The sequence below is a fragment of the Kribbella catacumbae DSM 19601 genome (genome assembly GCF_000372465.1).
GTDB classification, from domain to species: Bacteria; Actinomycetota; Actinomycetes; order Propionibacteriales; family Kribbellaceae; genus Kribbella; species Kribbella catacumbae.
Window position 1 is genome coordinate 72,746 of record NZ_AQUZ01000033.1, and the last position, 23,442, is coordinate 96,187.

20 protein-coding genes are annotated in these 23,442 nt (G+C 68.1%); 10 read left to right on the forward strand and 10 right to left on the reverse strand.

Translation table 11 applies throughout. From position 1 onward, the window contains the following. Positions 1 to 101 precede the first annotated feature (101 nt). The gene (locus A3ES_RS0129155) at positions 102 to 1,166 is read right to left on the reverse strand and encodes a C40 family peptidase (protein ID WP_020390383.1); all 1,065 of its coding nucleotides are present in this window, start codon (positions 1,164 to 1,166) and stop codon (positions 102 to 104) included. Between the two features lie 701 nt (positions 1,167 to 1,867). Here A3ES_RS0129155 and A3ES_RS56325 point away from each other — a divergent pair. Then, positions 1,868 to 2,659, forward strand: a complete 792-nt coding sequence (locus A3ES_RS56325; protein ID WP_272944650.1) for an RICIN domain-containing protein — start codon at positions 1,868 to 1,870, stop codon at positions 2,657 to 2,659. 327 nt (positions 2,660 to 2,986) lie between these two features. Here the strand turns inward: A3ES_RS56325 and A3ES_RS0129165 are convergent, their stop codons facing one another. The 3 genes from A3ES_RS0129165 to A3ES_RS0129175 form a co-directional block, all read right to left on the reverse strand. Then, positions 2,987 to 3,259: a response regulator transcription factor gene (locus tag A3ES_RS0129165; protein WP_020390385.1), complete on the reverse strand. Its 273-nt coding sequence runs from the start codon at positions 3,257 to 3,259 to the stop codon at positions 2,987 to 2,989. Between the two features lie 87 nt (positions 3,260 to 3,346). Further along, positions 3,347 to 3,592 carry a hypothetical protein gene (locus A3ES_RS0129170; RefSeq protein ID WP_020390386.1) on the reverse strand — a complete coding sequence of 82 codons (246 nt, stop codon included), beginning with the start codon at positions 3,590 to 3,592 and terminating at the stop codon, positions 3,347 to 3,349. Positions 3,593 to 3,998: 406 nt separating this feature from the next. After that, positions 3,999 to 5,306: an NYN domain-containing protein gene (locus tag A3ES_RS0129175; protein WP_020390387.1), complete on the reverse strand. Its 1,308-nt coding sequence runs from the start codon at positions 5,304 to 5,306 to the stop codon at positions 3,999 to 4,001. Positions 5,307 to 5,643: 337 nt separating this feature from the next. Between A3ES_RS0129175 and A3ES_RS0129180 the strand changes: the two genes are divergently transcribed. From A3ES_RS0129180 to A3ES_RS0129205, 4 genes are all read left to right on the forward strand, one after another. Then, positions 5,644 to 7,446 carry a DEDD exonuclease domain-containing protein gene (locus A3ES_RS0129180; protein WP_020390388.1) on the forward strand — a complete coding sequence of 601 codons (1,803 nt, stop codon included), beginning with the start codon at positions 5,644 to 5,646 and terminating at the stop codon, positions 7,444 to 7,446. A 239-nt stretch (positions 7,447 to 7,685) separates the two neighbouring features. Continuing rightward, positions 7,686 to 7,973, forward strand: a complete 288-nt coding sequence (locus A3ES_RS0129185; protein ID WP_020390389.1) for an Lrp/AsnC family transcriptional regulator — start codon at positions 7,686 to 7,688, stop codon at positions 7,971 to 7,973. Between the two features lie 49 nt (positions 7,974 to 8,022). Beyond that, a complete protein-coding gene (locus tag A3ES_RS0129190; protein ID WP_026163306.1) occupies positions 8,023 to 10,395 on the forward strand; it encodes a DUF2510 domain-containing protein in 2,373 nt (790 codons plus the stop codon). Between the two features lie 1,528 nt (positions 10,396 to 11,923). Continuing rightward, on the forward strand, positions 11,924 to 12,862 hold the full coding sequence (locus A3ES_RS0129205; RefSeq protein ID WP_237745084.1) for a hypothetical protein: 939 nt from the start codon (positions 11,924 to 11,926) through the stop codon (positions 12,860 to 12,862). 72 nt (positions 12,863 to 12,934) lie between these two features. Here A3ES_RS0129205 and trpD read toward each other — a convergent pair whose 3' ends face one another. The 3 genes from trpD to A3ES_RS0129220 are packed head-to-tail and all read right to left on the reverse strand — an operon-like array spanning position 12,935 to position 15,423. Beyond that, positions 12,935 to 14,020 (reverse strand): anthranilate phosphoribosyltransferase, encoded by a 1,086-nt coding sequence (gene trpD / locus A3ES_RS0129210; protein WP_020390393.1) that lies wholly within the window; start codon positions 14,018 to 14,020, stop codon positions 12,935 to 12,937. Between the two features lie 10 nt (positions 14,021 to 14,030). After that, positions 14,031 to 14,447, reverse strand: a complete 417-nt coding sequence (locus tag A3ES_RS0129215) for an Rv3143 family two-component system response regulator (RefSeq protein ID WP_020390394.1) — start codon at positions 14,445 to 14,447, stop codon at positions 14,031 to 14,033. A 58-nt stretch (positions 14,448 to 14,505) separates the two neighbouring features. Then, positions 14,506 to 15,423: a cytochrome c oxidase assembly protein gene (locus A3ES_RS0129220; protein ID WP_020390395.1), complete on the reverse strand. Its 918-nt coding sequence runs from the start codon at positions 15,421 to 15,423 to the stop codon at positions 14,506 to 14,508. Positions 15,424 to 15,454: 31 nt separating this feature from the next. On the opposite strand from A3ES_RS0129220, the gene ctaE reads away from it, so the two are divergent. The 5 genes from ctaE to A3ES_RS0129245 all read left to right on the forward strand — a co-directional run bounded on the left by ctaE (position 15,455) and on the right by A3ES_RS0129245 (position 21,046). Beyond that, positions 15,455 to 16,168 (forward strand): aa3-type cytochrome oxidase subunit III, encoded by a 714-nt coding sequence (ctaE, locus tag A3ES_RS0129225; protein WP_083933766.1) that lies wholly within the window; start codon positions 15,455 to 15,457, stop codon positions 16,166 to 16,168. Continuing rightward, positions 16,165 to 17,031, forward strand: a complete 867-nt coding sequence (gene qcrC, locus A3ES_RS0129230; RefSeq protein WP_026163308.1) for a cytochrome bc1 complex diheme cytochrome c subunit — start codon at positions 16,165 to 16,167, stop codon at positions 17,029 to 17,031. The genes ctaE and qcrC overlap by 4 nt, the downstream gene beginning before the upstream one ends. 26 nt (positions 17,032 to 17,057) lie before the next feature. Beyond that, positions 17,058 to 18,086, forward strand: a complete 1,029-nt coding sequence (gene qcrA / locus A3ES_RS0129235; protein WP_051084838.1) for a cytochrome bc1 complex Rieske iron-sulfur subunit — start codon at positions 17,058 to 17,060, stop codon at positions 18,084 to 18,086. Then, positions 18,083 to 19,774 carry a cytochrome bc1 complex cytochrome b subunit gene (qcrB, locus tag A3ES_RS0129240; RefSeq protein WP_020390399.1) on the forward strand — a complete coding sequence of 564 codons (1,692 nt, stop codon included), beginning with the start codon at positions 18,083 to 18,085 and terminating at the stop codon, positions 19,772 to 19,774. The genes qcrA and qcrB overlap by 4 nt, the downstream gene beginning before the upstream one ends. 156 nt (positions 19,775 to 19,930) lie before the next feature. Continuing rightward, positions 19,931 to 21,046: a MerR family transcriptional regulator gene (locus A3ES_RS0129245; protein ID WP_020390400.1), complete on the forward strand. Its 1,116-nt coding sequence runs from the start codon at positions 19,931 to 19,933 to the stop codon at positions 21,044 to 21,046. A 71-nt stretch (positions 21,047 to 21,117) separates the two neighbouring features. Here A3ES_RS0129245 and A3ES_RS0129250 read toward each other — a convergent pair whose 3' ends face one another. The 3 genes from A3ES_RS0129250 to A3ES_RS0129260 all read right to left on the reverse strand — a co-directional run. Continuing rightward, positions 21,118 to 22,371: a L,D-transpeptidase gene (locus A3ES_RS0129250; protein WP_157630801.1), complete on the reverse strand. Its 1,254-nt coding sequence runs from the start codon at positions 22,369 to 22,371 to the stop codon at positions 21,118 to 21,120. A gap of 144 nt (positions 22,372 to 22,515) precedes the next feature. Next, entirely contained in the window at positions 22,516 to 22,911 is a 396-nt protein-coding gene (locus A3ES_RS0129255; protein WP_020390402.1) for a cytochrome c oxidase subunit 4, read from the reverse strand. Next, on the reverse strand, positions 22,908 to 23,442 hold a 535-nt coding region (locus A3ES_RS0129260; protein ID WP_083933768.1), incomplete at its 5' end, for a cbb3-type cytochrome c oxidase subunit I. The genes A3ES_RS0129255 and A3ES_RS0129260, both read right to left, overlap by 4 nt.

Below are 23,442 nucleotides of genomic sequence, written 5' to 3' on the forward strand. Positions count from 1 at the left end.
CCTCCAGGGACAGTCAAACATGGGCGTGGGCGGGTGGAACAAACGAGGCGGCTCCGGGGGTGTTTGTCCCCCGGAGCCGTAAAGCATGTCTGAACAGCAGGTCAGCCTGGGCGGACCGCGCCGGTGTAACCGCTCATGTAGTCGATATCGTCGGTCTTGACCGGCTTGCTCGGATTCGGCGCGTGCACCATCCGGCCGTTGCCGATGTACATCCCGACGTGCCAGATCGGCGAGCCGTAGAAGACCAGGTCACCGGGCATCAGGTCGCCCCGGCTGATCCGGCGGCCTTCGCCGTACTGCGCTTTCGAGGAGTGCGACAGCGAGACGCCGGCCTTGCCCCAGGCGTACTTCGTCAGGCCGGAGCAGTCGAACGAGTTCGGACCTTCGGCGCCCCACACGTAGCGGTCACCCGCCTGCGCCATCGCGGCCTGGACTGCGACACCCGCCCGGCCATTGGCCGGTACCGGCACGTCGCCGCCCTTGTCGTCCATCCGGTCGTCGCCGCGGCTCGGGCGCTCGTCCCGGGCCTCCTGCTCTTCCTTCTCGTTCTCCTGCCGGATCCGCGCGCGCTCCGCGTCGCTCAGCTTGCCGAGGACCTTCTCGGCGGCGTCCAGGTTGGCCTGCAACTGCTTCTTCAAGTCGTTCTGCTGGGTCTGCACGGCCTGCAGCGCGCCGAGCTCGCTCTGCTCGCTGGCCTGCAGGTCGGCGAGCTTGCCCTGGGCGGACTGGAACCGGCGCAGTGCCGAGTTCTGCTGACCGGCGAACGCCTGCGCGGTAGAGGCCTGACTGAGGAACTGGTCGGGGTTCGTCGACAGCAACAGCTGCGCCGTCGTCGACATCCCGGAGGTCTGGTAGCCGGCCACCGCGAGCGAGCCGATCTGCCGCTTGACTGTGTCGACCTGGGTCTGCTGCTTCGCGATCCCGGCCTGCAGCGCCTTGACCCGGATCTGCGACGCGGAGATCTGGCCGCGGAGATCGTTGGCCGCTTCACCGGCGATCGACGCCTTGTTCTGCAGTTCGGCGACCTGGGCCTTGGCTTGTGCCAGGGTCGGCTTCGGATCGGCGTCCGCGCCGGTCTGGATGAAGATCACTCCAGCGACGACGGCGGTGGAGGTGATAGCGGCGAGGGCAATTCCCTTGAAGCGCTTCGTGCGGCCGATGGACACAGCCCGGTCGGTCCCTTCCTCTACTCGATGCCGTCCCCGTCAACCCCCCGGTCACGACCGGTCGGCCTACCCTCGGCGCTGAATCTTCGCTGCCCGGCCGGTCTGGTCAACCGACACTGCGAGGCAACGAGAGGTAACAGTAGTAACCGATTCGTGACCGGTGCAATTCGCCCCTCTGGTTTGATCCAAACTTAACGTCGGGAAAGCCCTTCCAGGACCGCTCTCCAGCCTCTGCAGCAGCGTTCGTTCCGACACTCCTGACCGAGCACCCTCTGGGCCGGTACTGCGCCCGCATCGCAAGGGCCCCTCCGCGGAGTCCTTGCGCAGTAGTCGCGTGCCGTCGGCGTCGTAGACGAACGAGGTCGCCTTGCCTGCCTTGTCAACGTTCTCGAGATGTCCTTCCGCGTCGAAGGTGAAGGACTCGCCCGTCCCCGCGACGGTGCGGTTCTCGAGGTTGCCGCTCTTGTCGGACTGGTAGGTGTTGCTCGTACTTCCGGTCGTGACCTTCTGTACCGCGTGCGGATAGGCCTGCCCGGGCGCCGGGTGCTCGTAGGTGCTGTGACCCGGACGGCGACAACCTCACCAACCAGGCTGGCCATTCACCGCGAGGCGCCGCGCCCGAAGCCGGCCCGAGGTGACATCAACAACGACGGAGCCGACGTGAGTAGGGTGCTCGACCACGGGTTCGGCCGGACCGCGGTCTGGAACCTGCCCGCGAAGGTTGCTCGAACGACAACGGAGGCCAGATCGCGCCGGTCCCCGTGGATCGCTCCGACTGCCAGGCCTGGCGGATCGAACCGGCGAACGGCAGCTACACGATCACCCAGGTGAAGACCGGCAAGGCCATGGATGTGCCTGCCTGTAGTACGGGTAAGACACCGACCCTGAACATCTGGCCGTACTGGAACGGCCCGGGAAGCGTCCGGAAACCACGGACGAAATCGATCCGGCTGATCGCGAGCGCGCTCGACCTGTCCGCCGAAGAGACCGGACAGTTGCTCGCACTGATCGCCGACGCCCGCCCGCGTCCGGCCACGGGATCGCGGCCGCCCACCCGCCTGCATCAGCTTCCTGCCGCCGACGAGCATTTCACCGGCCGGTTCGCCGAACTGCGGGAGCTCGATGACCTGGTCTCGGACCACCCGTCCGCGCGCGTCGTCACGATCTCGGCCATCGCCGGCAGCGGCAAGACCGCGCTGGAAGTCAAGCCAGCCGATCAACCTGCCACTCTGGAAGAACGCTCGGCCCTGTACCGATCCCTGGTCACCGAGCGCCGGTTGCTTGTCCTTCTTGACTACGCGGCCACAGCTGACCAAGTCCGGCCGTTGCTGCCCGGGTCGCCCAGCTGCGCGAGAGTGCGAGCAGATCGCGGCGGAGGACGAGGACCCGTACGGCGGGATGCTGGCTGTCTTCAACACGGCCTTCGCCTATCTGGAGGCCAAGGATCACGACCACGCTCAGGCCTTCTTCGAGAAAGCCCTGCCGATGGGTGATGCGCTCGGTGCGACAGACGTTGTCGCCGGCTGCATCAATGCGCTGGCGCATATCATGCAGGCCAACGGACAGCTTGAGCCGGCTCTCGCCCGTTTCCGCGAAAGTGCCGCCTTGGCCAGGGATACGAGCAACCTCCTCGGTCTCGCCCACGCTAGCGGGAACATTGCCCAGACGCTGGACGAGTTAGGCCGACCGGCTGAGGCAAGGTCTGCTTTCTGGCCGCCCTCGAGGCTGCCGAGCAGCTCGGCGATCCGCACCTCCAGGCGGACTTTCAGTCTCAGGTGGATCGACTGCACGCTGCTGAGACCATCGCGTGACCGTCGATATCAGCCGAACTGCCGAGCCAGCAGACAACCCGCTTGGAAGCGGGACGTAGCGCCAAGTCCTTTGATCAGCGCGCTGATCTCGGAGCGGACGGTCCGCAGCGAGACATCGAGCTGGCGCGCAATCGTTGCGTCCTTGGCGCCCGTGGCCATCAGCCGGCCGATGGTGAGCTGGCGGTTGGTCAGCCTCGATGGGCAGCGTCCGTTGTCGAGGTCGAAGGCCCGGAACTCGGTCTGTGTTGGGCGCGCTGCCTGAACCGACTGCTCTACTGACATCGTGTATCTCCCCAGTTGTCGTCAGGCCCAAAAACTATCCAGGGTGATCAGTCGGGAACAGGCGGTTGACCGGCAGTTGGGAGGCAATCAGGCGGTGTCCGCGGAGGTCTGCGGTCTCTGCCGGTGGTCTGGCTCCAGGTCGACGTTGTCGACGGCGTGCACCAGGCGCAGGGGTGGCACGAGACCGGACTGGGCCAGTACGTCGAGGGCGGCGAGCTCCTCGTCGTCGATGCGCAGGGAACTCTGCTCGGGTGGCATGCCGAGCACCACGCTGACCACGCAGTCCCGGCAGCCGGGACCTCTCATCACACACGCGTCGCAGTCGATCAGCACAACGTCCTCCAAGGTGGGGAAGCACCCGGACTTGCATCCGGCTGAGAAGAACGCTAAAGACCCCCACCGACAGTTTCCATCGACCGCCGGTCACCACCCCACTACGGCACAGCACGCCTCGCTCGCCTGGCTCGGCTTGGCCGAGTACACCGGTGCGCAGCCCCGGACCCGACTCATCCACCACCACGCCCGGCTGCGACCGGGCCGACTTCTTCGTCAGCCAGTCGACCAAGCCCACCAGTGGTGGGCATGAACACCTTCTTGCGTCCTCGAACAGGGCACACCTTGTTCACGGTCATCGTTAGGGGTCCGAGCCCACCACCGGTGGGCTCGGCCGACGGTTCGCCTTCGGAGCCGCCGCGTCGGCGAAGTCCGTCGCCGAGCCGCTTGACCAACCGGCGTTGGGTTAGGCGCGGGCCAGGCGGGCTATCAGGGTGGTTGCGGACAGCGCGCGGGCGCCCATCGTGATGGTGCTCTCGGCAACTTCGCGGTCGGTGGAGACGACGACGATCGGGCGGCCCGGTGGTTCGGCACGGACCAGTTGCCTGATCACCTCATCGGCGATCACGCCGGCCGGGCTGAAGCGGACCCGGACGCCGCGTGGTGGGTTCAGCTGGACCGGGCCGGACAGCTCGGCGCCGTCGAAGACTACCGTGACCTCGATCCGCCGCTGCGCCACCAGCGCGCCCAGTGCGGTGACGAGGCGCTGGCGCTGGGAGTGCAACGGCGAGTTCGGCCAGGCGGTTTTGGTGACGTTGTAGCCGTCGATGATCAGATGCACCTGCGGCAACGCGAGCAGTTCGTCGAACAGCGCGGGATCGTCGTCAGGCGCAGTACGGCCGACTGGTGCGGTCGACGGCTCGACGCCGGCGACTGTGTCGGCCGGGCGGAGTTCTCCCCCGGGCGGCAAGGCCAGCTCGCGACGGAGTCCTCCCGCTGCTTCGACCAAGGTGTCCAGCAGCAGGCGCGTCCGGGTCGAGGCCATTTCGCGTTCCTGCCCCGCAGTACGGCGGGCCGCGTGCTCCACTGCCTCCAGCTCGGTGATGCGGGCGCGGAGCTTGCGCAGTTCGCGCTCGACCTCGGCGCGGGCCGCGTCGACGCGTTCGTCGGCCGTCGCGGCTTCTGTCGTACGCAGTTCGAGATCGCTCTGCAGGCCGCTGATCCGCTGACGCGCCTCGTTCAGCTTGCGGCGCAGCGTGACGTTCTCCGCCTTCAGCTCGGTCACCTGTTCGCGCAAGCGTTCGCGCACCTGGCGCGTCTCGGTCCGGGCCTGATCGAGTTGGTCCTGCAGACGGCTGACGACGTCCTCGTCGATGCCTGGCTTCTCCGGCGGCAGCTGCGCCGCGTCAGCGACCCGCTGCTCCCAGTCATCCGGGCGGAGCAGATACGCCAAGGCGGCCACCTCGGTCGGCTCAGCCGCCGGTACTGCCAGCCCGTCCGCGACGGCGTCACCGAGCTCCGGACGCTCCCGGCGTACCTCGAAAGCGACCAGTTTGCGGAAGTGGTCGTCGGTCTCGAGGATCGGGCCGAGCACAGAGGCCGAGAGTTTCGCGCGCTTGCCGGGCGCGAAGCTGGCGAACCGCCGCAGCGGGAGCGGGATGTCTGTCGCGGGCAACTGCCCCAGTGCCTGGGCGGCCAGGCTCAGAACCCTTTGCCGTACGGGTTCGGGCAAGGTGGTAGCAGCGGAGCTCGCGGCGGTGCCTGCCTCAGCCACCGGTCCGCAGTCCGGTCGGAACGGCCCCCTGGCACAGCCAGTGATGCAGACCACAGCCACCGGGCGCAGGGCCCGGAATCGCGGTGATCGCTTGTGTACGCATATGGAGAGCGTAGTCGCTGGTGCGCCGTCAGCCATGTTGTTTGATCGATGGCGGCGTCCAGGTGCGTGCATCGCAAGGCGGAGGAGCGCCCTCGATGCGGGGTTCATCGTGGGCGTTCCTCCAACGCCGCGAGGTGCGTGCCTGGGCGTCGGCAGCGACAAACAACATGGCTGACGGCGCACCCACGCGTGTCTGAGAGCGGAATTGTCGGTGGGGGCTTCTAGCGTCGTCGTCATGAGCAGCCCACTGCCGGATCGAGCCGCTGCCCCGGCGTCCGGCCCGGTGACGCCGATCCGTGGCGTGCAGCCGAGTTTCGACGACCTCGGTACGCCGTTGCGCGACGTCACCTTCTGCGTCGTCGACCTGGAGACGACCGGTGGCGCGCCCGGCGAATCGGGGATCACCGAGATCGGCGCGGTCAAGGTCCGCGGCGGTGAACTGGTCGCCGAGTTCCAGACGCTGATCAATCCGGCCGAGCCGATTCCGCCATTCATCGCGGTACTGACCGGGATCACCGACCTGATGGTTGCCTCGTCACCGCGGATCGAGTCGGTGCTGCCGGCCTTCCTCGAGTTCGCCCGCGGCTGCGTGCTGGTCGCGCACAACGCCCCCTTCGACGTCGGCTTCCTCAAGCACGACACCCAGGTGCACGGGTACGACTGGCCCGACTTCGCCGTCGTCGACACGGCGATGCTGGCGCGCCGGGTGCTGACCCCGGACGAGACTCCGAACTGCAAACTCGGCACGCTCGCGAAGTTGTTCCGGGCAACGGTCACGCCCAACCACCGCGCTCTGTCGGACGCCCGCGCCACGGTCGACGTACTGCATGGGCTGTTCGAGCGGGTCGGTTCGCTCGGCGTACAGACGCTCGAGGATCTGCAGACGTTCTCGTCACGGGTGGCACCGCAGGTGCGGGCCAAGCGGCATCTGGCGGAGTCGTTGCCGCACGCCCCTGGGGTGTACCTGTTCACCGACGATCGCGGCGAGGTGCTGTACGTCGGCAAGTCGAAGGACCTGCGCAACCGGGTCCGGTCCTACTTCACCGCCTCGGAGACCCGCACCCGGATCGGCGAGATGATCGGCATCGCATCCGGAGTCCGCGGGATCGAGTGCGGTACCGCGCTCGAGGCCGAGGTACGCGAACTGCGGCTGATCGCGGAGCACAAACCGCGGTACAACCGGCGTTCCAAGTTCCCCGAGCGGCAGCACTGGCTCAAGGTCACAGTCGAGCCGTTCCCCCGGTTGTCGCTGGTGAAGCAGGTCCGCGACGACGACGCGGGATATCTCGGGCCGTTCAGCTCGCGCAAGACCGCCGAGCGGGCGATGGCGGCGCTGCACGAGGCGTTCCCGATCCGCCAGTGCACGGACCGGATGTCGCGGGCGCCGCAGGGATCGCCTTGTGTGCTGGCCGAGATGGGCCGATGCGTGGCGCCGTGCGACGGGCGGATCTCGCCGGAGACCTATGGCAATTTCGTGACCGGGCTGCGGGCGGCGCTCACCGACGACCCGGCGCCGGTGGTCGCCGCACTCGACCGGCGGATCGACGTACTGTCGGCGGACGAGCGCTTCGAGGATGCAGCCGTGCAGCGTGACCGCTTGAGCGCCTTCGTCCGGAGCAGCGCGAAGATGCAGCGGATGGCGTCGGTCACCGGCTGCGCGGAGATCTGCGCGGCGAAACGGACCGAGGACGGCGGCTGGGAGCTGCACGTGATCCGCCGTGGCCGGCTGGCCGCGGCCGGGATCAGCCCGCGCGGCACGGATCCCCGCAAGTACCTGGAGATGCTGCGCGCCTCGGCCGAGACGGTCCTGCCAGGCATCGGCCCGGTCGCGTCGGCCTCACCGGAAGAGATCGAGCTCGTACTGCGCTGGCTCGACTCCCCCGGCATCCGCCTGGTCGAGATGGACGGCACCTGGACCTGCCCGATCGGCGGCGCCGGCCGCCACGTCGCCCGCCTCGACAACTCCCACTCCGACGAGCACCACCACCCCAGCGAACGCCGCCGCCGAATCCGCCCCCTCGGCGTCACCGCCCGCTGACCCTGCGGGGTAGCCCCTTATGTCCCGATCGACAGGACATGGTCCGGCGGGTGTCCTTGTCTCACGCCCGGACAGTGCGCGCGAGACGGCGTACACGGGATGCACTACCTGTCGGTCGGGACACCGCCTCTCGGTGCAGGGCCGGCGGGCGAGGTTGGTGGGTGATGGCGGTCCGGGGTGTCGGTGGGGCGGCACTATGCTTCAGCGCGGTAGGGGGCTGGTTTCGAGGAGAGGACGACATGGTCACCGCGATCGTGTTCATCAAGGCCGACGTCGCACGCATCCCGGAGGTCGCTGAGCAGGTAGCCGCGATCGAGGGTGTCAGCGAGGTGTACTCGGTGACTGGCGGGCTCGACCTGATCGCGATGGTCCGGGTCGCCCACCACGAGGACCTGGCCTCCGTCATCCCCGATCACGTGAACCGGGTGCCCGGCGTCCTGAGTACTGAGACGCACATCGCCTTCCGCGCCTACTCCACGCACGACCTGGAGGCGGCCTTCAGCCTCGGTGAGGAACAGGGTCTCTGAGCGCGGAATTCGGGCCCAGACTGACACGCGCTGAAGTTACGGTGAACGCATGAGCAACCCTGCCGCCGGCTGGTATCCGGACCCCACCGGGCAGCCCAACACCATTCGCTGGTGGAACGGGACGCAATGGACCAACAGGACCGAGAAGGAAGAACCCGAATCGGAGCCGGCCACCGAAGCCGCCACCGAGCCGGACGACACGGCCACCGCGTCTGCTGCCTCGACCACCTCCACCCCGGACCTGACTCCCGCGGAGAAGGCCAAGTCGACCTGGATGGCGCCCGCGGAGCTTCCGGAGGCGGCGAACCACTGGACCCAGCGCCCGGTATCGCCGGAGGGCGCGGAGCCGGTCGCTGCTGAGCCGGCCGAGGCTGCTCAGTCTGCCCCGCAGACCGGGTGGACGCTGAAGCTGGCGAGCGACTCGACCAGTACTGCGCCCGTGCCCGCTCCCGAGCCGGAAGCCGAGTCGTGGTCGACCACCAACTGGACCAAGCCGCCGACCGTGGCGCCGACGCCGCAACAGGCGACGCCGGACGCGGACGCTACTCAGGAGATTGCGGACACCACCCAGGAGATCAGCACGCCTGCACAGCCCAGCAATAGCTGGGACCTGACGCCCGACACCGCGCCCGCCGACAACGGCTGGGGGGCGGCGGGTGGCTCGGGGACTGCTGATGGTGGTTGGGGACAGTCGGCTGGAGGTGCCGCTGCCGGAGGTGGTTGGGGGCAGACGGCGGAGGAGCTTCCGAGCGGCACTGAGCCGTGGGTGACGGCCGACGAGGAGACCACGCCGGCCCAGAGCGACGAGCAGACTGCTGACCAGCAGAGCGACGGCCAGTGGGGTACCGCCAGCACGCAGCAAGCGGGCGCGGGCGGCTGGGGCAACTCAAACGCACAGCAGACAAGCGCTGACGCCCCGGATGCATCCGGCAGCGCCGGCGGGTGGGGCACAGCCGAGACACAGCAGGCCAGCGCAGGCGGGTGGGGCACGGCCGAGACACAGCAGGCCAGCGCAGGCGGGTGGGGCACAGCCGAAACCCAGCAAGCCAGCGCAGGCGGGTGGGGGACGGCCGAGACCCAGCAGGCGAGCACTGAGGGTTGGGGCACCGCCGAGACCCAGCAGGCGAGCACTGGCGGATGGGGCACCGCCGAGACGCAGCAGGCAAGCGCTGACGGGCAGGCTGCGACCGGGGCCCCGCAGGCGAGCACTGATGGGTGGGGCGCGGCCGAGACCCAGCAAGCGAGCACCGACGGATGGGGCGCTGCCGAGACCCAGCAAGCGAGTATCGGTGGATGGGGCGCTGCCGAGACCCAGCAAGCGAGTATCGGTGGATGGGGCGCTGCCGAGACGCAGCAGGCGGGTGCCGGCGGATGGGGCGCTGCCGAGACGCAGCAGTCGGGTGCCGATGGTCAAGGCACGTCTGAGACGCAGCAGGGCGGCGCTGGCGGGTGGGGTGCGTCCGGGACGGAGCAGGCGGGTGCTGCCGGGTGGGGCGCGACCGGAGTACAGGGATCTACCGGGGACCAGTGGGGTAGTTCCGCTGCGCAGCAGACGAGTACTGAGCAGTGGGGTGGCTCGCAGGCGCCCGCGCAGCAGCAGACGGGCGCGGCTTGGCAGTCTGGCGAGGCTTCGCCTTGGCAGGACGGCGGCGGTCAGCAAGGCGGTGGGAAGCGCAAGGGCAAGGACACCAGCGGCGGTGGCGGCGGCGGTACGAACAAGACCCCGCTGATCATCGGCGGCGTCGTCGCTCTGGTGATCCTCATCGTGGTTGCCGTGTTCCTCATCACCAATTCGGCCAAGAAGACGACCGCTGACCCGACCACCTCCCCCACCCCGCAGCCGACCACCGGCGCACCCACCACACCGGCGACAACTCCCGGCGGCCAGGCGGGCCAGTCGAAGAACCCCAAGCTCCACGAGGGCGCCAACCGGATCAGCTCGGACGCGATCTCCTTCCCGCGGCAAGCCGGAGAGTGGTCGGACCGCAAGCGGCTGATCCCGCAACTGCTGAACTCCAGCGGCCAGTACGTCGTACTGCAGCGCGACTTCGACGGCAGCAACGACTGGTACGCGGACATGTTCGTCGGCCGGCTGGGCAACGCCACGCCGTTCGGCGGCGACCCGAAGACGACGGCCTTGAGCCTGCTCAAAAAGGTGCAGACCATCGGCTACGGCGACATCCCGGTCACCTTCAAGACGGTTGGCAGCGGCGAGGTCAAGCGTTCGGACAAGGCGGGCTGGTTCTTCCAGCAGTCCGTCACGGCGAAGTCACCCAAGGTCACCTCGGTACTCATCCTGACCGTCGCGGTCTTCGACCTGGGCGACGGTACCGCGGTCGCCTACATCAGTGACATCCCCACGAACCGGCCGGATCTGCGGAAGGCCGAAGCCCAGGTCTACAAGGGAATCAACGTTGGCTGAGAACGAGACTCCACAACAACCGCCCCGCCCACCGGCCCGCCACAGCGCCCCACCAAACCCCCCGGCCGACCGAACCACCCCCACCGCGGACGACTGGTTCAACAACCGCGAGTCCCTGGCAGCAGACCGGCCGCTTGCGGACGGCTTGCCTACAGATGGCTTGCCTACGGACGGCTTGCCTCCGGACGGCTTGCCGACGGACCGCTCGCCCGCAGTTGGCATGCCCGCCGATGGCTTGCCTTCGGATCGCTTGCCTGCGGATAGGTCGCCTGCGGGTCCGGCGCGTTCGGAACCCAATGCACTGACCGATCCGTTGTCGGCCGGTCCGCTGTCGTCGGGGCTGCCACCGACCGCGCCATCCGAGGACTGGCGATCCGCGCAGCCGCCTGCCGCAGGTCAGGCGCCCTCCACGTCATTCCCTCCTCCGTCATCCTCAGATCCACTACTCGGGCAGTCACGCGCACCCGCGCCGCCGCCCCCACCACAGCCACGCACCCCGGCCGGTACTACGCCCGCTGGCCAACCGGTGCAGACGCTTCCTCAACACGGCCCACACCCGCAGAGCGGTGCGCCGCAAGGCGGCGGGCAAGGCGATGCTCTCCGTGGAGATGCACTGCAAGACCGCACACCGCACGCCAGTACTCCGCAGTCCGGTGCATCGCAAGGCGCTGGACCGCAGGGTCGCGCACCACAGGGTGATGCTTTGCAAAGTGGCGACCTGCACGGTCGCCCGCTGCAGAGCGGCGGCCTGGAAGGGCCATCCCGCCAGCAGCAGTCCGGTTCGCAAGGGCCTGGTCCGCAAGGGCCTGGTGGTCCGCAGGGGCCGCGCGGCCAACAGGGGCAGCCTGGGCGGCAAGAGCAGCCGGGACAGTACGGGGCCGGGCAGCCGGGACAGTACGGGTCGGGGCAGCCGGGGCCGTATGGGCAAGCGGGGCCGCAAGGGCAGCCAACGCCTCATGGGCCCGGTAACCAGCAGGTGCCGCCGGGACCGTATGGGCCGACTGACCAGCAAGTACAGGCCGGGCAACAAGGACAGCCGGTGCCGCAGGGGCTGAGCGACCAACAGGCGCAGCCGGGGTCGTACAGGCCGACTGCGGCTGGTCAGCAGGCTCAGTCCGGGCCGCAAGGGCAGCCGCGGCCGCAGGGACCGAACGACCAGCAGGCGCAGTCAGGACCGTACGGAACCAGCGACCAACAAGCACCGCCAGGACCGTACGGATCGAGCGGCCAACAGGATCAGCCGCAGTACAGGCCGACTGGCCCGCAGGGGCAGCAGGGGCAGTACGGGCCGGGCGACCAGCGGGTGCAGCCGCCGTATGGGCCGGCTGGCGAGCAGCAGCCGCAGTACAGGCCGAGTGGTCAGCAGGCGCAGCCGGGGCCGTATGGATCGGGCGGCCAAGGGTTGCGTGCTGGGCAAGGGCCGGGCGGCTTGCAGGCTGGGGCGTATGGGCCTGAAGCTGGTGGGCGCGCGCCTGGATGGCAGGAGCAGCCGTTGGGTGGGCCGGGCCGTGGTGGGCAGGTGCCGCCAGTGGGTGGGCAAGTGCCGCCAGTGGGTGGCCGCGTGCCGCAGGGTGGCGCTCAACAGGAAGGCCAGTCGCCGCAAGGCGGGCTTCAGCAGGGTGGGCGGCTGCCGCAGGATGCTCAGGCGGGTGGGCTGCCGCAGGGTGGATTGCGGACCGATGCTCAGCAGGAGGTGCCGTATGGGGTTGTGGATGAGGGGGTTGACCCGGACGGCGTTGTTGGGGATGGGGGCCGCGGCGGGCGGCTTGTAGGGGTTGTGGGGTTGGTGGTGGGGGCGTTGGTGGCGACTGGGCTCAGCGTTAGCTGGATCTGGGACAAGGCCGATGCCGTCACGCCGGTTTCGTTGCCTTCGGCAAATTCGACGCCGTTCACCACGATCAGCCCGTCGGCCCGGCCGACGACGCCGCCTCCTCCGGAGGGGAAGGTGCTCGGTTCCAACATTGTTGCCTTCAACACCGACACGATGCCGGTGCTGAGTTCCGAGTGGACGGACAACGGGGAGAACACCGGGCTGCTCGGCGGCGCGGCGACCTGGCTGACCGTGCACGAGAAGTACGACGGCAAGAAGGCGAACTGGGGCAACTATGTCGCCTTCGGCGGGCTCCACCCGAAGATCAAGTTCGTGAACACCCCGGCCGGGCTGAAGCAAGCCACCAGACAGGCGGCCAGTGTGGCGATCGTCAGACTGTACGACGAGGACGTGAAGTTCATCGGCAAGGCCACCCACACGCCGATCACGGTCGACGGTCACGCCGGCCATGAACTCAGCATCAAGGTCGTCGTCAGCGAGCCGAAGCTGAAGGAGACTTTCTCGACCGTCACGGTCGCGGTGATCGATCGGGGCGACGGCACCGCCGACGTCGCGATCGGAGACTTCGCCGGCAGTACGCCGCAGTGGATCCCGATCTGGCGTGCCAAGGTCCAGGAGATCCAGATCAACCGCTAGCCGGAACAGAAGAGCCCGCCTCCCCGAAGACCAAGGGATGCGGGCTCTTCTCACTACCTAAGAACTCAAGACCTAAGAACGAACCTCGACACAAGCCGCGATCCAGCGATCCAGCACGGACTTGGCCTCGCCGGAGTCGATCGCCTCGGCCGCCCGATCCATCCCCGAGCGAATCCGCCCGACCAACGGCCCGACGCTCCCTTCGTGGGCGGCCAGCGCCGCACCCGCGTTCAGCAGTACGACGTCCCGCACCGCGCCCGGCTCGCCATCGAGCAGCGCCCGCACGACCTTCGCGTTGTACGTCGCATCCGCACCCCGCAACGCCTCTGCGGGAACCGGCGCGATCCCCAGCTCCCGCGGATCCAGCGTCTCCGGCCCTTCGACCGCTCCACGCCCGACCGTCCACACCTGCGACGTCGTCATCGTGGTCAGCTCGTCCAGCCCGTCATCGCCATGGAAGACCAGAGCGTCGATCCCGCGCCGAGCCAGTACTCCGGCCATCAATCCGGCGATCCGCCCATCCCCCACGCCGACGGCCTGCGCCGACGGGTTGCCCGGATTGGCCAATGGCCCCAGGAAGTTGAAGGTGGTCGGTACGCCGAGCTCACGACGCGGTACTGCGGCATGCCGCAACGCCGGGTGGAACGCGGGCGCGAAGCAGAACGTGATCCCCGCCCGCTCCCCCACGGCCGCGACCTGCGCAGCGGTGAGGTCGAGCGGAATCCCCAACTCCTCCAGGACATCCGCGGCACCACACGCCGACGACGCCGCCCGGTTGCCGTGTTTGAGCACCTTCGCCCCGGCGCCGGCCGCGACGATGGCCGACATCGTGGAGATGTTCACAGTGTGGGCTTGATCACCACCGGTACCGACGACGTCCAGCGTCCGGCCCGGTACGTCGATCCGGGTCGCGAACTCGCGCATGGTCGCGACCAGGCCCTCGACCTCGGTCACCGTCTCGCCCTTGGAGCGCAAGGCGATCACGAAGCCGGCCAGCTGTGCGGGAGACGCCGCGCCGGACAGGATCTGCTCCATCGCCCAGGCAGTCGCGGTGGCGTCGAGGTCCTCGTGCCGGAGCAACGGGTTGAGCACCTGCGGCCAGGTCAGCGCACGCCCGCCAGGCGTAGTACCGGCGGGGAGATCCAGCGGAGCGGACATCGTGCCGGGATCAGGTGGTCGCGGGCAGCGTGGCGAGCCGCTGCCGGAGCAGCCCGGCGGTCGCCTCGGCGAGCCGGACCGGGTCGATCGGGTGCGACACGGCTGCCTCGGCGCGCGACCAGGTCGCCAGCCACGCGTCCTGCGGGCGCCCGATGAGCACCAGGATCGGTCCGCACTGGAAGATCTCGTCCTTGAGCTGGCGGGCGATGCCCAGCCCGCCGGCCGGTACGGCCTCGCCGTCGAGGATGGCCAGGTCGATGCCGCCCTTGTCCATCTGCTGGATCACAGCCGGCTCGGTCGCGCACTCGAGGTATTCGATCTCGGGCAGATCGGCGGCAGGCCGCTTGCCCAGGGCCATCCGGACGGACTCCCGCGTGGTGCGGTCGTCGCTGTAGACCAGCACCTTCAGCGGACGCTCTGAACTCATCGATTCATCCCAAGCTGTGTGTCTGTGACGAGTGGACATGCGGACAACACCGCGAAGCCTACCGGGGACCCTGCTCGGCCCTGCGAGCCTGCTCCTCCAACCGGTCCAGCCGGCGGTCCTCACGCTTGGCCTCACGCTGCGACTGCCGCACCCACTGGACGAACAGCACGCCGAAGAAGATCAGCCCGACGATGTCTCCGGATCCCCAGAGCAGGCCGCCCGCGATGTACTGGTCGCGCAGCGGCGACGGCGGCCAGGAGCGGCCGAAAGCCGTGTACCAGTCCTCGGCGATCAGCCTGTTCGCGGACATGATCGTGATCCCCAGGAACGCATGGAACGGCAGCGTCAGGAAGGTGAGGATCAGCCGGAACGGGTAGATCACCCGGCCGGGCACCGGATCCAGCCCGAGCAGCGGCCAGAAGAACAGCGCGCCCACTGCGATGAAGTGCACATGCAGCAGGTCGTGGAGCATCGCCGAGCGCAGCGTGGCGTCGTACCAGCCGCTGAAGTAGAGCGCCCACGGGCTCAGCACGAACAGGGTGAAGCCGATCATCGGGAAGCAGATCACCTTGGCGAAGCGCGAATGCAACACGGAGAGCAACCAGCCGCGGGGCCGCTGCGGAAGGGTGCGCAGGGCAAGCGTCACCGGCGCGCCGAGCGCCATCGCCAGCGGGGTCAGCATCGACAGGATCATGTGCTGAGCCATGTGCACGCTGAGCAGCACGGTGTCGTAGGTGCCGATCGCCGACTGGGTGGCGATCACGGCACTGCCCAGACCGAGGCCGACGAAGGCGAAGGTCCGGCCGCGCGACCACTTGTCTCCCCGCGCGCGAAGGCGGTGGACGCCGTACAGATAGAGGGCGCCGACGACAACGATCACGGCGAGTAACACCGGCTCGAACGTCCAGGCGGTCAGCAGCCTGACCGTGGTGAACGGCTCGATCTGGTCGCCAGGTCCGGCGTGGAGGGGAAGCACCTTTCAACAGTAAGAACAGGAAGTCGCCGACATGCATGGGGGTGGGCGTGCTGTCAGATACCTGGACCGACATAATGACGCCGTGGCCACTGCAACCGCGCTCCCAGCGTCTCGTGAACACGGACACCACGACCGTCCCAGCATGGTCAGTGTCGGCACGATCGTCTGGCTCTCGAGCGAACTGATGTTCTTCGCCGCCCTGTTCGCGGCGTACTTCACGATCCGGTCGGTGACGACCGCCGCCGCAGCGCCGGGGGTGGAGTCCCTGTGGGACGCCTCCACCGAGATGCTGAACGTCCCGTTCGCGGCCGTGAACACGACGATCCTGGTGCTGTCCTCGGTGACCTGCCAGCTGGGCGTCTTCGCCGCCGAGCACGGCAGGGTCGGCCGGAGCGGCACGGTCGCCAATGTGCGCGGCTGGGGCATGCGCGAGTGGTTCATCCTCACCTACCTGATGGGCGCCGTGTTCATCGCCGGCCAGGTGACGGAGTACGCGACCTTGATCCATGAGGGCGTGACGATCGCGTCATCGCCGTACGGGTCGGTCTTCTACCTGACCACCGGGTTCCATGGTCTGCACGTGACCGGCGGTCTCATCGCTTTCGTGTACGTCCTCGCCAGGACGTACATGGCTCGTAAGTTCACCCACGAACAGGCTGTCTCCGCGATCGTCGTGTCGTACTACTGGCACTTCGTCGATGTGGTCTGGATCGCCCTGTTCGCGACCATCTACCTGCTCAAATGAGTGAGAAGAGACTTTCCTTGTCACCGGCGCGCTTCCTCTCCGCGCGACGACGGCACCGGTCAGCCGGCCTCGTCGTGCTCTTGTTCGGCCTCCTGGCGGTGGGTTCCGCGTACGCCGCGTTCGCCCCCGACAACGCGGTGGCGGACAACTCGGCCCAGTCTCAGCAGATCGAAGAGGGCAAGAAGCTCTTCGCGGTCGGCTGTGCGAGCTGCCACGGTCTGAACGCCGAGGGTGGTGGCAACGGCGAAGGCAAGATGGCCGGGCCGTCCCTGATCGGCGTCGGCGCGGCCGCGGTCGACTTCCAGGTCGGTACCGGCCGGATGCCGGCCATGCAGCCCAACGCGCAGGTTCCGCGCAAGGCCCCGGCGTACACGCCTGCCGAGATCGAGGCGCTGGCGGCGTACGTCGCCTCGCTCGCCCCCGGCCCGGCGGTACCGGCCGAGGAGTCGTACGACATCAGCAAGGTCACCGACGAGCAGGTCACCCGCGGTGGCGAACTGTTCCGGACCAACTGCACGGCGTGCCACAACTTCGCCGGCAAGGGCGGTGCGCTGCCGAACGGCCGCTACGCCCCGTCGCTGATGAACGTCGACCCCAAGCACATCTACGAGGCCATGCTCACCGGCCCGCAGCAGATGCCGGTCTTCTCCGACCAGGTGCTGCAGCCGGATGACAAGCGCGACGTGATCGCGTACCTGAAGGCGCTGGAGGAGCAGAAGGACCCGGGTGGCTTCGGTCTCGGCCGGCTCGGCCCGGTCTCCGAAGGCCTCTGGGGCTGGCTGGTCGGTATCGGCCTGCTGGTCGGCGTTGCGGTCTGGATCGGCGCCAAGGGCGTCAAGGCCAAGGGAGCGAAGGCAGAGTGAGTGACGACAAGGAGAACCTGCCTGCGGTGAGCGCGGAGCAGGGTCACGACAGCCAGGTCGTCCTGGCAGAGCCGATCCCGGACCCGGGGATCGAGCCGCACGAACTGCGGATCACCGACATCGATCCGCAGGCCGCGGACCGGGTCGAGCGTCAGGTCTCGACGATGTTCGGCCTGGCCGGGCTGCTCGCGCTGGGCTCGTGCGTCGCGTACTTCGCGATCCCGCGCGACGCCACCGTCGTGATCGGGCCGCTGTCGGGTAACGCGAACAACCTCACCCTCGGCGTGACCCTCGGACTCGCACTGTTCCTGATCGGCGCCGGCGCGATCCAGTGGGCCAAGAAGCTGATGGTCGACAACGAGATCGCCGAGGACCGGCACGACGCGCACTCCACGCCGCAGCAGAAGACCGAGATCATCGACGCCTTCTCCGAAGGCGTCGCGGAGTCGGGCTTCACCCGGCGCAAGATGATCCGCCGGTCGCTGATCGCCGCGATGGGCCTGCTCGGTCTGCCGGCCATCGTGCTGCTGCGTGACCTGGGCCCGCTGCCCGGCCGCGTGCTCTACAACACCATCTGGGCCAAGGGCATCCGGGTCGTCAACGACGTCACGCTGCGCCCGATCAAGCCGTCCGACCTGGTCGTCGGCCAACTGGTCAACGCGGCACCGGCGAACCTGGAGCCGATGCTCCAAGAGAGCCACACCGAGTACCAGAACGCGAAGGCCAAAGCCGCCGTGATCGTGGTACGAATCGAGCCGGACAAGATCAGGACGCCGGCCGGCCGCGAGAACTGGGGCATCGACGGCATCCTGTGCTACTCCAAGATCTGCACCCACGTCGGTTGCCCGATCTCGCTGTACGAGCAGACCACGCACCACGTGCTCTGCCCGTGCCACCAGTCGACGTTCGACCTGGCCGACGGCGCCAAGGTCATCTTCGGCCCCGCCGCCCGTCCGCTGCCTCAGCTACCCTTGGCAGTGGATTCAGAGGGCTACCTTGTCGCGCAGAGCGGCTTCACCGAGCCGGTCGGCGCGAGCTTCTGGGAACGAGGGTGACAACCGTGTCTGAGAAAGACTTTCCGCCGCCGGTCAAGTGGGTCGACGACCGGATCGGCATCGGCAAGATCGGCAAGAAGAACCTTCGCAAGGTGTTCCCGGACCACTGGTCCTTCATGCTCGGCGAGATCGCGCTGTACAGCTTCATCATCTTGATCCTGACCGGCATCTTCCTGAGCTTCTGGTTCAAGCCGTCGATGGCCGAGGTCGAGTACCAGGGCTCGTACAGCCTGCTCAAGGGCCTGCACATGTCGGAGGCCTACGCCTCCACCCTGGACATCTCGTTCGACATCCGCGGCGGTTTGCTGATGCGGCAGATCCACCACTGGGCGGCCGTGCTGTTCGTCGCCTCGATGATGGTGCACCTGCTCCGCATCTTCTTCACCGGCGCGTTCCGCAAGCCGCGCGAGCTGAACTGGGTGATCGGCTTCGGGATGCTGTTCCTCGGCATCATCGAGGGCTTCATCGGCTACGGCCTGCCGGACGACCTGCTGTCCGGTACCGGTCTGCGGATCACCCAGGGCATGATCCAGGCGTCGCCGGTGATCGGCACGTACCTGAGCTTCTTCATCTTCGGCGGCGAGTTCCCCGGCGACGAGTTCGTGGCCCGGTTCTTCACCGTGCACGTGCTGCTGATCCCGGGGTTGATCCTCGCCCTGGTGACGGCGCACCTGTTCCTGGTCGTGTACCACAAGCACACGCAGTACCCCGGTCCCGGCCGGACCGAGAAGAACGTCGTCGGCTACCCGCTGATGCCGGTCTACATGGCCAAGGCCGGTGGCTTCTTCTTCGTCGTCTTCGGCATCACCGCCCTGATGGGCGCGCTGCTGCAGATCAACCCGGTGTGGCTGTACGGGCCGTACAACCCAGCAGAGGTGACCGCAGGCTCCCAGCCCGACTGGTACATGGGCTGGCTGGAGGGCTCTGTGCGCCTGATGCCGGGATTCGAGTCCGAGTTCTGGGGCGTCACACTCAGCTGGAACCTGCTGATACCGGCGCTCATCATCCCGCCGGCGTTCGTCACCCTGGTCGCCCTGTATCCGTTCATCGAAGGCTGGATCACCGGCGACAAGCGCGAACACCACCTGCTGGACCGGCCGCGCAACATGCCGACCCGGACCGGTATCGGCGCCGCGTTCATCACGTTCTACGGCCTGCTCTGGATCGCCGGTGGCAACGACCTGGTCGCCACCCACTTCGGGGTCTCGCTGAACAACGTGACCTGGTTCCTGCGCTTCGCGGTGTTCTTCGGCCCGATCCTCGCGTTCTGGGTCACCCGCCGGGTCGCGATCTCGCTGCAGCGCGCCGACAACGAGCGGCTCCTGCACGGCCTCGAGTCCGGCATCATCGTCCGGACGCCCGAGGGCGAGTACTACGAGAAGCACACCCCGATCTCGAAGTACGAGGCCTATGAGCTCACCGCCCGGGATCGGGTCGTTCCGTACGAGGTCGGCCCGGAAACGGACGACAACGGCGTACGGGCTCCGCGCCGGGCGCTTAACAAGGTCCGCGCTCGGTTGTCACGGTTCTACTACGCAGACGCGGTGCAGAAGCCGACTGCAGGCGAGATCGAGGAAGCCCACTCCCATGGGCATCACGACGAGCACGGGTCGGTGGAAGGCGTCACCGGCACGGTGGAACTCGACGAGGACGCGGCGCGCGAGGTAACCAGCACCAAGCACCACTGACCTACGCACCACCCAGAAGACCCCGGCTTCGGCCGGGGTCTTTCTGTTTCTCCTGTACTGGGGAGGTACCCACGCCTGCTCCGACCCACCCCGGGGCGCGGGCTCCTCAGTCGCCCGCTTGACCCTCACGTGGCGTCATGCCGCATAGTGCGCGGCATGGAGGAACACTTGACCGTGGGACGCGTGGCTGAGCTGGCCGGGGTGAGCGTCCGTACGCTGCATCACTATGACGAGATCGGCCTCGTGCACCCGTCCGAGCGGACCGCGGCCGGCTACAGGACCTACTCGGCAGGCGACGTGGAGCGACTGCGAGAGGTGCTCGTCTACCGGCGCCTGGGCTTCGGCTTACGCGAGATAGCGGGTCTGGTTGACGACCCGGCCATCGACGCGGTCGCGCACCTGCACCGGCTGCACGGCCTACTGCTGGAACAGCGCGACCGCGCTGCTGCCATGGTGACGGCCATAGACACAGAACTAAGGGAGCGGGCCATGGGGATCAAGACGACGCCAGAGTCACAACTGAAAGTCCTCGGTGCGCAGTTGTACGAAGCGATCGGGTCCGCTTACCCAGCCACTCGTCGTACCGAGCCGCGGATCGCTGCGAGGATCTGGGATGCGCTCGGGGACGCGCAAACGGTACTGAATGTCGGGGCGGGCGCCGGCTCCTACGAGCCCCTCGACCGCGACGTGACCGCGGTGGAACCATCGGCAGTCATGCGGGCACAGCGTCCAGCGGGCGCGGCGCGATGCGTGGGCGCCAGTGCGGAGGGCCTGCCGTTCGAGGACCAGTCCTTCGACGCCGCGATGGCTGTGAGCACCGTTCATCACTGGCACGACCCGATCGCCGGGCTGCGCGAGATGCGGCGCGTAGCCCGCCGCGTCGTGGTGTTCACCCACGACGCTAGTGCCCCCGGCTGGCGTCACCGGTTCTGGCTCACCCGCGACTACCTGCCTGAGGTCGCTGGCCTCGTCGCCGGCAGACCCTCGGTGGACCAGCTGGCCCGCGCTATCGGCGCCCGCATGGAGCCGGTGCTCATCCCGTGGGACTGCTCTGACGGCTTCTTCGAGGCGTACTGGCGCCGGCCGGAGGAATACCTGGACGAACCTGTGCGTCGCGCGGTCTCGGTATGGACCAGAGTCGGGCCGGATGCCGAGCAGCGGGCAGTAGACAGCCTCCGCGACGACCTTTCCTCAGGCCGGTGGGCCGAGCTCAACAGCGAGCTCGTCGCCCTCGACGCGGCAGAGCTCGGCCTCCGCCTGCTCGTGGCCTGAGCCATCGCGAGCGAACGCCGCAAAGACGCCGACCCGGTGCGGGCGGCGAGCGGAGGCGCCGGCCTGGGGAATCAGGTGAGGGCCGAGCCGGCCTTGTACTTCGCCCAGGTCTCGTTCCAGTCGGTCCAGCCGTTGCCGGGCTCCATCGTCCGCGTGGTGCCGACGACGACTACCGGGTCGCCTCGCAACGTCTGCGAGAAGTACCACTGGCCATCCTTCAGGCTCATGCCCACACACCCATGGCTGACGTTGTCGCGTCCCTGCGCTCCGCCGGACCAAGGTGCGCCGTGGATGAACTCGCCCGAGCTCGTGACCCGCTGGGCCCACTTCACGTCGTGGATGTCGTAGTACTCCGGGTCGCCTGGCTTGATGCCTACCGTTCGGGCGTCCATCCGCTTGACCGGGTACTTCTCCATGATGACCTTGGTGCCGCTGCGGGTGGTGAAGCCGCTCTTGCCGGCCGTGATCGGGATCGTCCGGGCGAGTTTGCCGTTGATCGCGACCGTCATGGTGTGCTTCTTGACGTCGATCTTGGTGACGACCGACTTGCCGATGGCGAAGTCGATCTTGCGGCTCGCGGAGCCCCAGATGTTGGCGCCGGCGTTGACGCCCTGGGTGTTGATGCTGACCGAGATCTTGGTGCCGGCCGGCCAGTACGTCTTCGGGCGGTAGTTGACCTGCTTGCTGTTCACCCAGTGCCAGCTGCCCTCGACCGGGACCGAGGTCTTCACCGAGAGGCGCTTCTCGACCGCGGCGCGGTCCTTGACCGGGTTGTTCCACCAGATCAGGATCGGCATCGCGACGCCGACGGTCTCGCCGTTGAGCGGGGCCACCGAGGCCTTCAGGTTGCCGGCCGCGGCCAGCGTCTTGAAGTTCGAGCTGATCGGCACGCTCTTGCCGTCGCTGCCCTTGGCCGTACCGGTCAGCGTGTACTTCGCGCCCGGCTTGAGCTGGGGCTCGGAGGTCCACTGGGACTTCTCGGCGTTGAGGCTGCCGTCCACCTTGTTGCCCTTGGAGTCACTCAGCGTCACGTCGGACAGTTCGCCACCAGAGGACGTCACGGTGACCGGCTTGTCCGGGCGAACCGCGGAGGCACCCTTGGCCGGCACGATCTGGACGCCCGCGGCGGCCGGGTCGTCCGACGGCGTGGTGCTGGCGCCGGGAGTCGTCGACGAGCCTGGAGTAGTGGAGGTGTTCCCCGGCGAGTTGCCGGCGTTTGGAACTGGATCGTCCGCCTTGGTGTCGCTGCATGCGCTGCCGACCAGCAGCATCGCGCAGATCCCCGCCACGGCGAGGCCGTGCTTCCGGACCGTCCTACTCAACACCTGAGCTCCCCTGAGTCACCATCTGCCGCCGCGCAAAGCCTAGCTCGCGCATCGGTCATTCCCACGCACTGAGATCGTCACCAGTACGGCGGAGCCCCCACGGCCCGCTGTACTGATGACGTCCGAACAGCCGGAAAAGTTTACTCAGTGAGCGTGATCACCGCGGTAGTACTCGAAGACCCAGCCACTCAACGTGACGATGCCGAGGCCGGTGCCGATGATGAACAGCCACCAGCCGAAGACCAGTCCGAGCACGATCACCGACAGCGTGAGCGCGCAGTACAGCGGCCACCAGGAGTACGGCGGGAAGAAGCCGAGTTCACCGGCGCCGTCCATGATCTCGGCTTCCTTGCGGTCCTCCGGGCGGGCGTCCATCCGGCGGCCGGTGATGGCCAGGTAGTAGGCCACCAGCAGCGACAGGAAGAACGTCATCACCAGCGCTGTGGTGCCGGTGGGGTCCTTGGACATCAACCAGTAGATCGGCGTCACGATCAGGACGAACAGCGTCAGGAGCCCGAAGACCCAGGCCTCCGCCTTCATGCCTTACCCTTCCCGTCCACGTCGGTATCGGCGTCCAGGTTGCGCTCGAGGTTCTCGACCCGGCCCTGGTCCTCGCCGGCATCCAGCAGGTTATCCCTGGGCGCGCCGCTGTCCGGGTACTCCGCCATGGCGATGTCCGGGTGGTGCAGGTCGAACGCAGGGCTCTCCGACCGGATCCGCGGCAGGCTGACGAAGTTGTGCCGCGGCGGCGGGGAACTGGTCGCCCACTCCAGCGAGCGGCCCCAGCCCCACGGGTCGTCGACACCGACCAGCGGCGCCTTACGCGACTTGTAGACGTTGTAGAAGAACGGCAGCATCGACAGGCCGAGGATGAAGGCACCGACGCTGGAGACCTCGTTCAGCGTGGTGAAGCCCTCGTTCGCCCCGTACGACGCGTAGCGGCGCGGCATGCCCTCGACGCCCAGCCAGTGCTGCACCAGGAACGTCGTGTGGAAGCCGATGAACAGCAGCCAGAAGTGCAGCTTGCCGAGCTTCTCGTCCAGCATCCGGCCGGTCATCTTGGGCCACCAG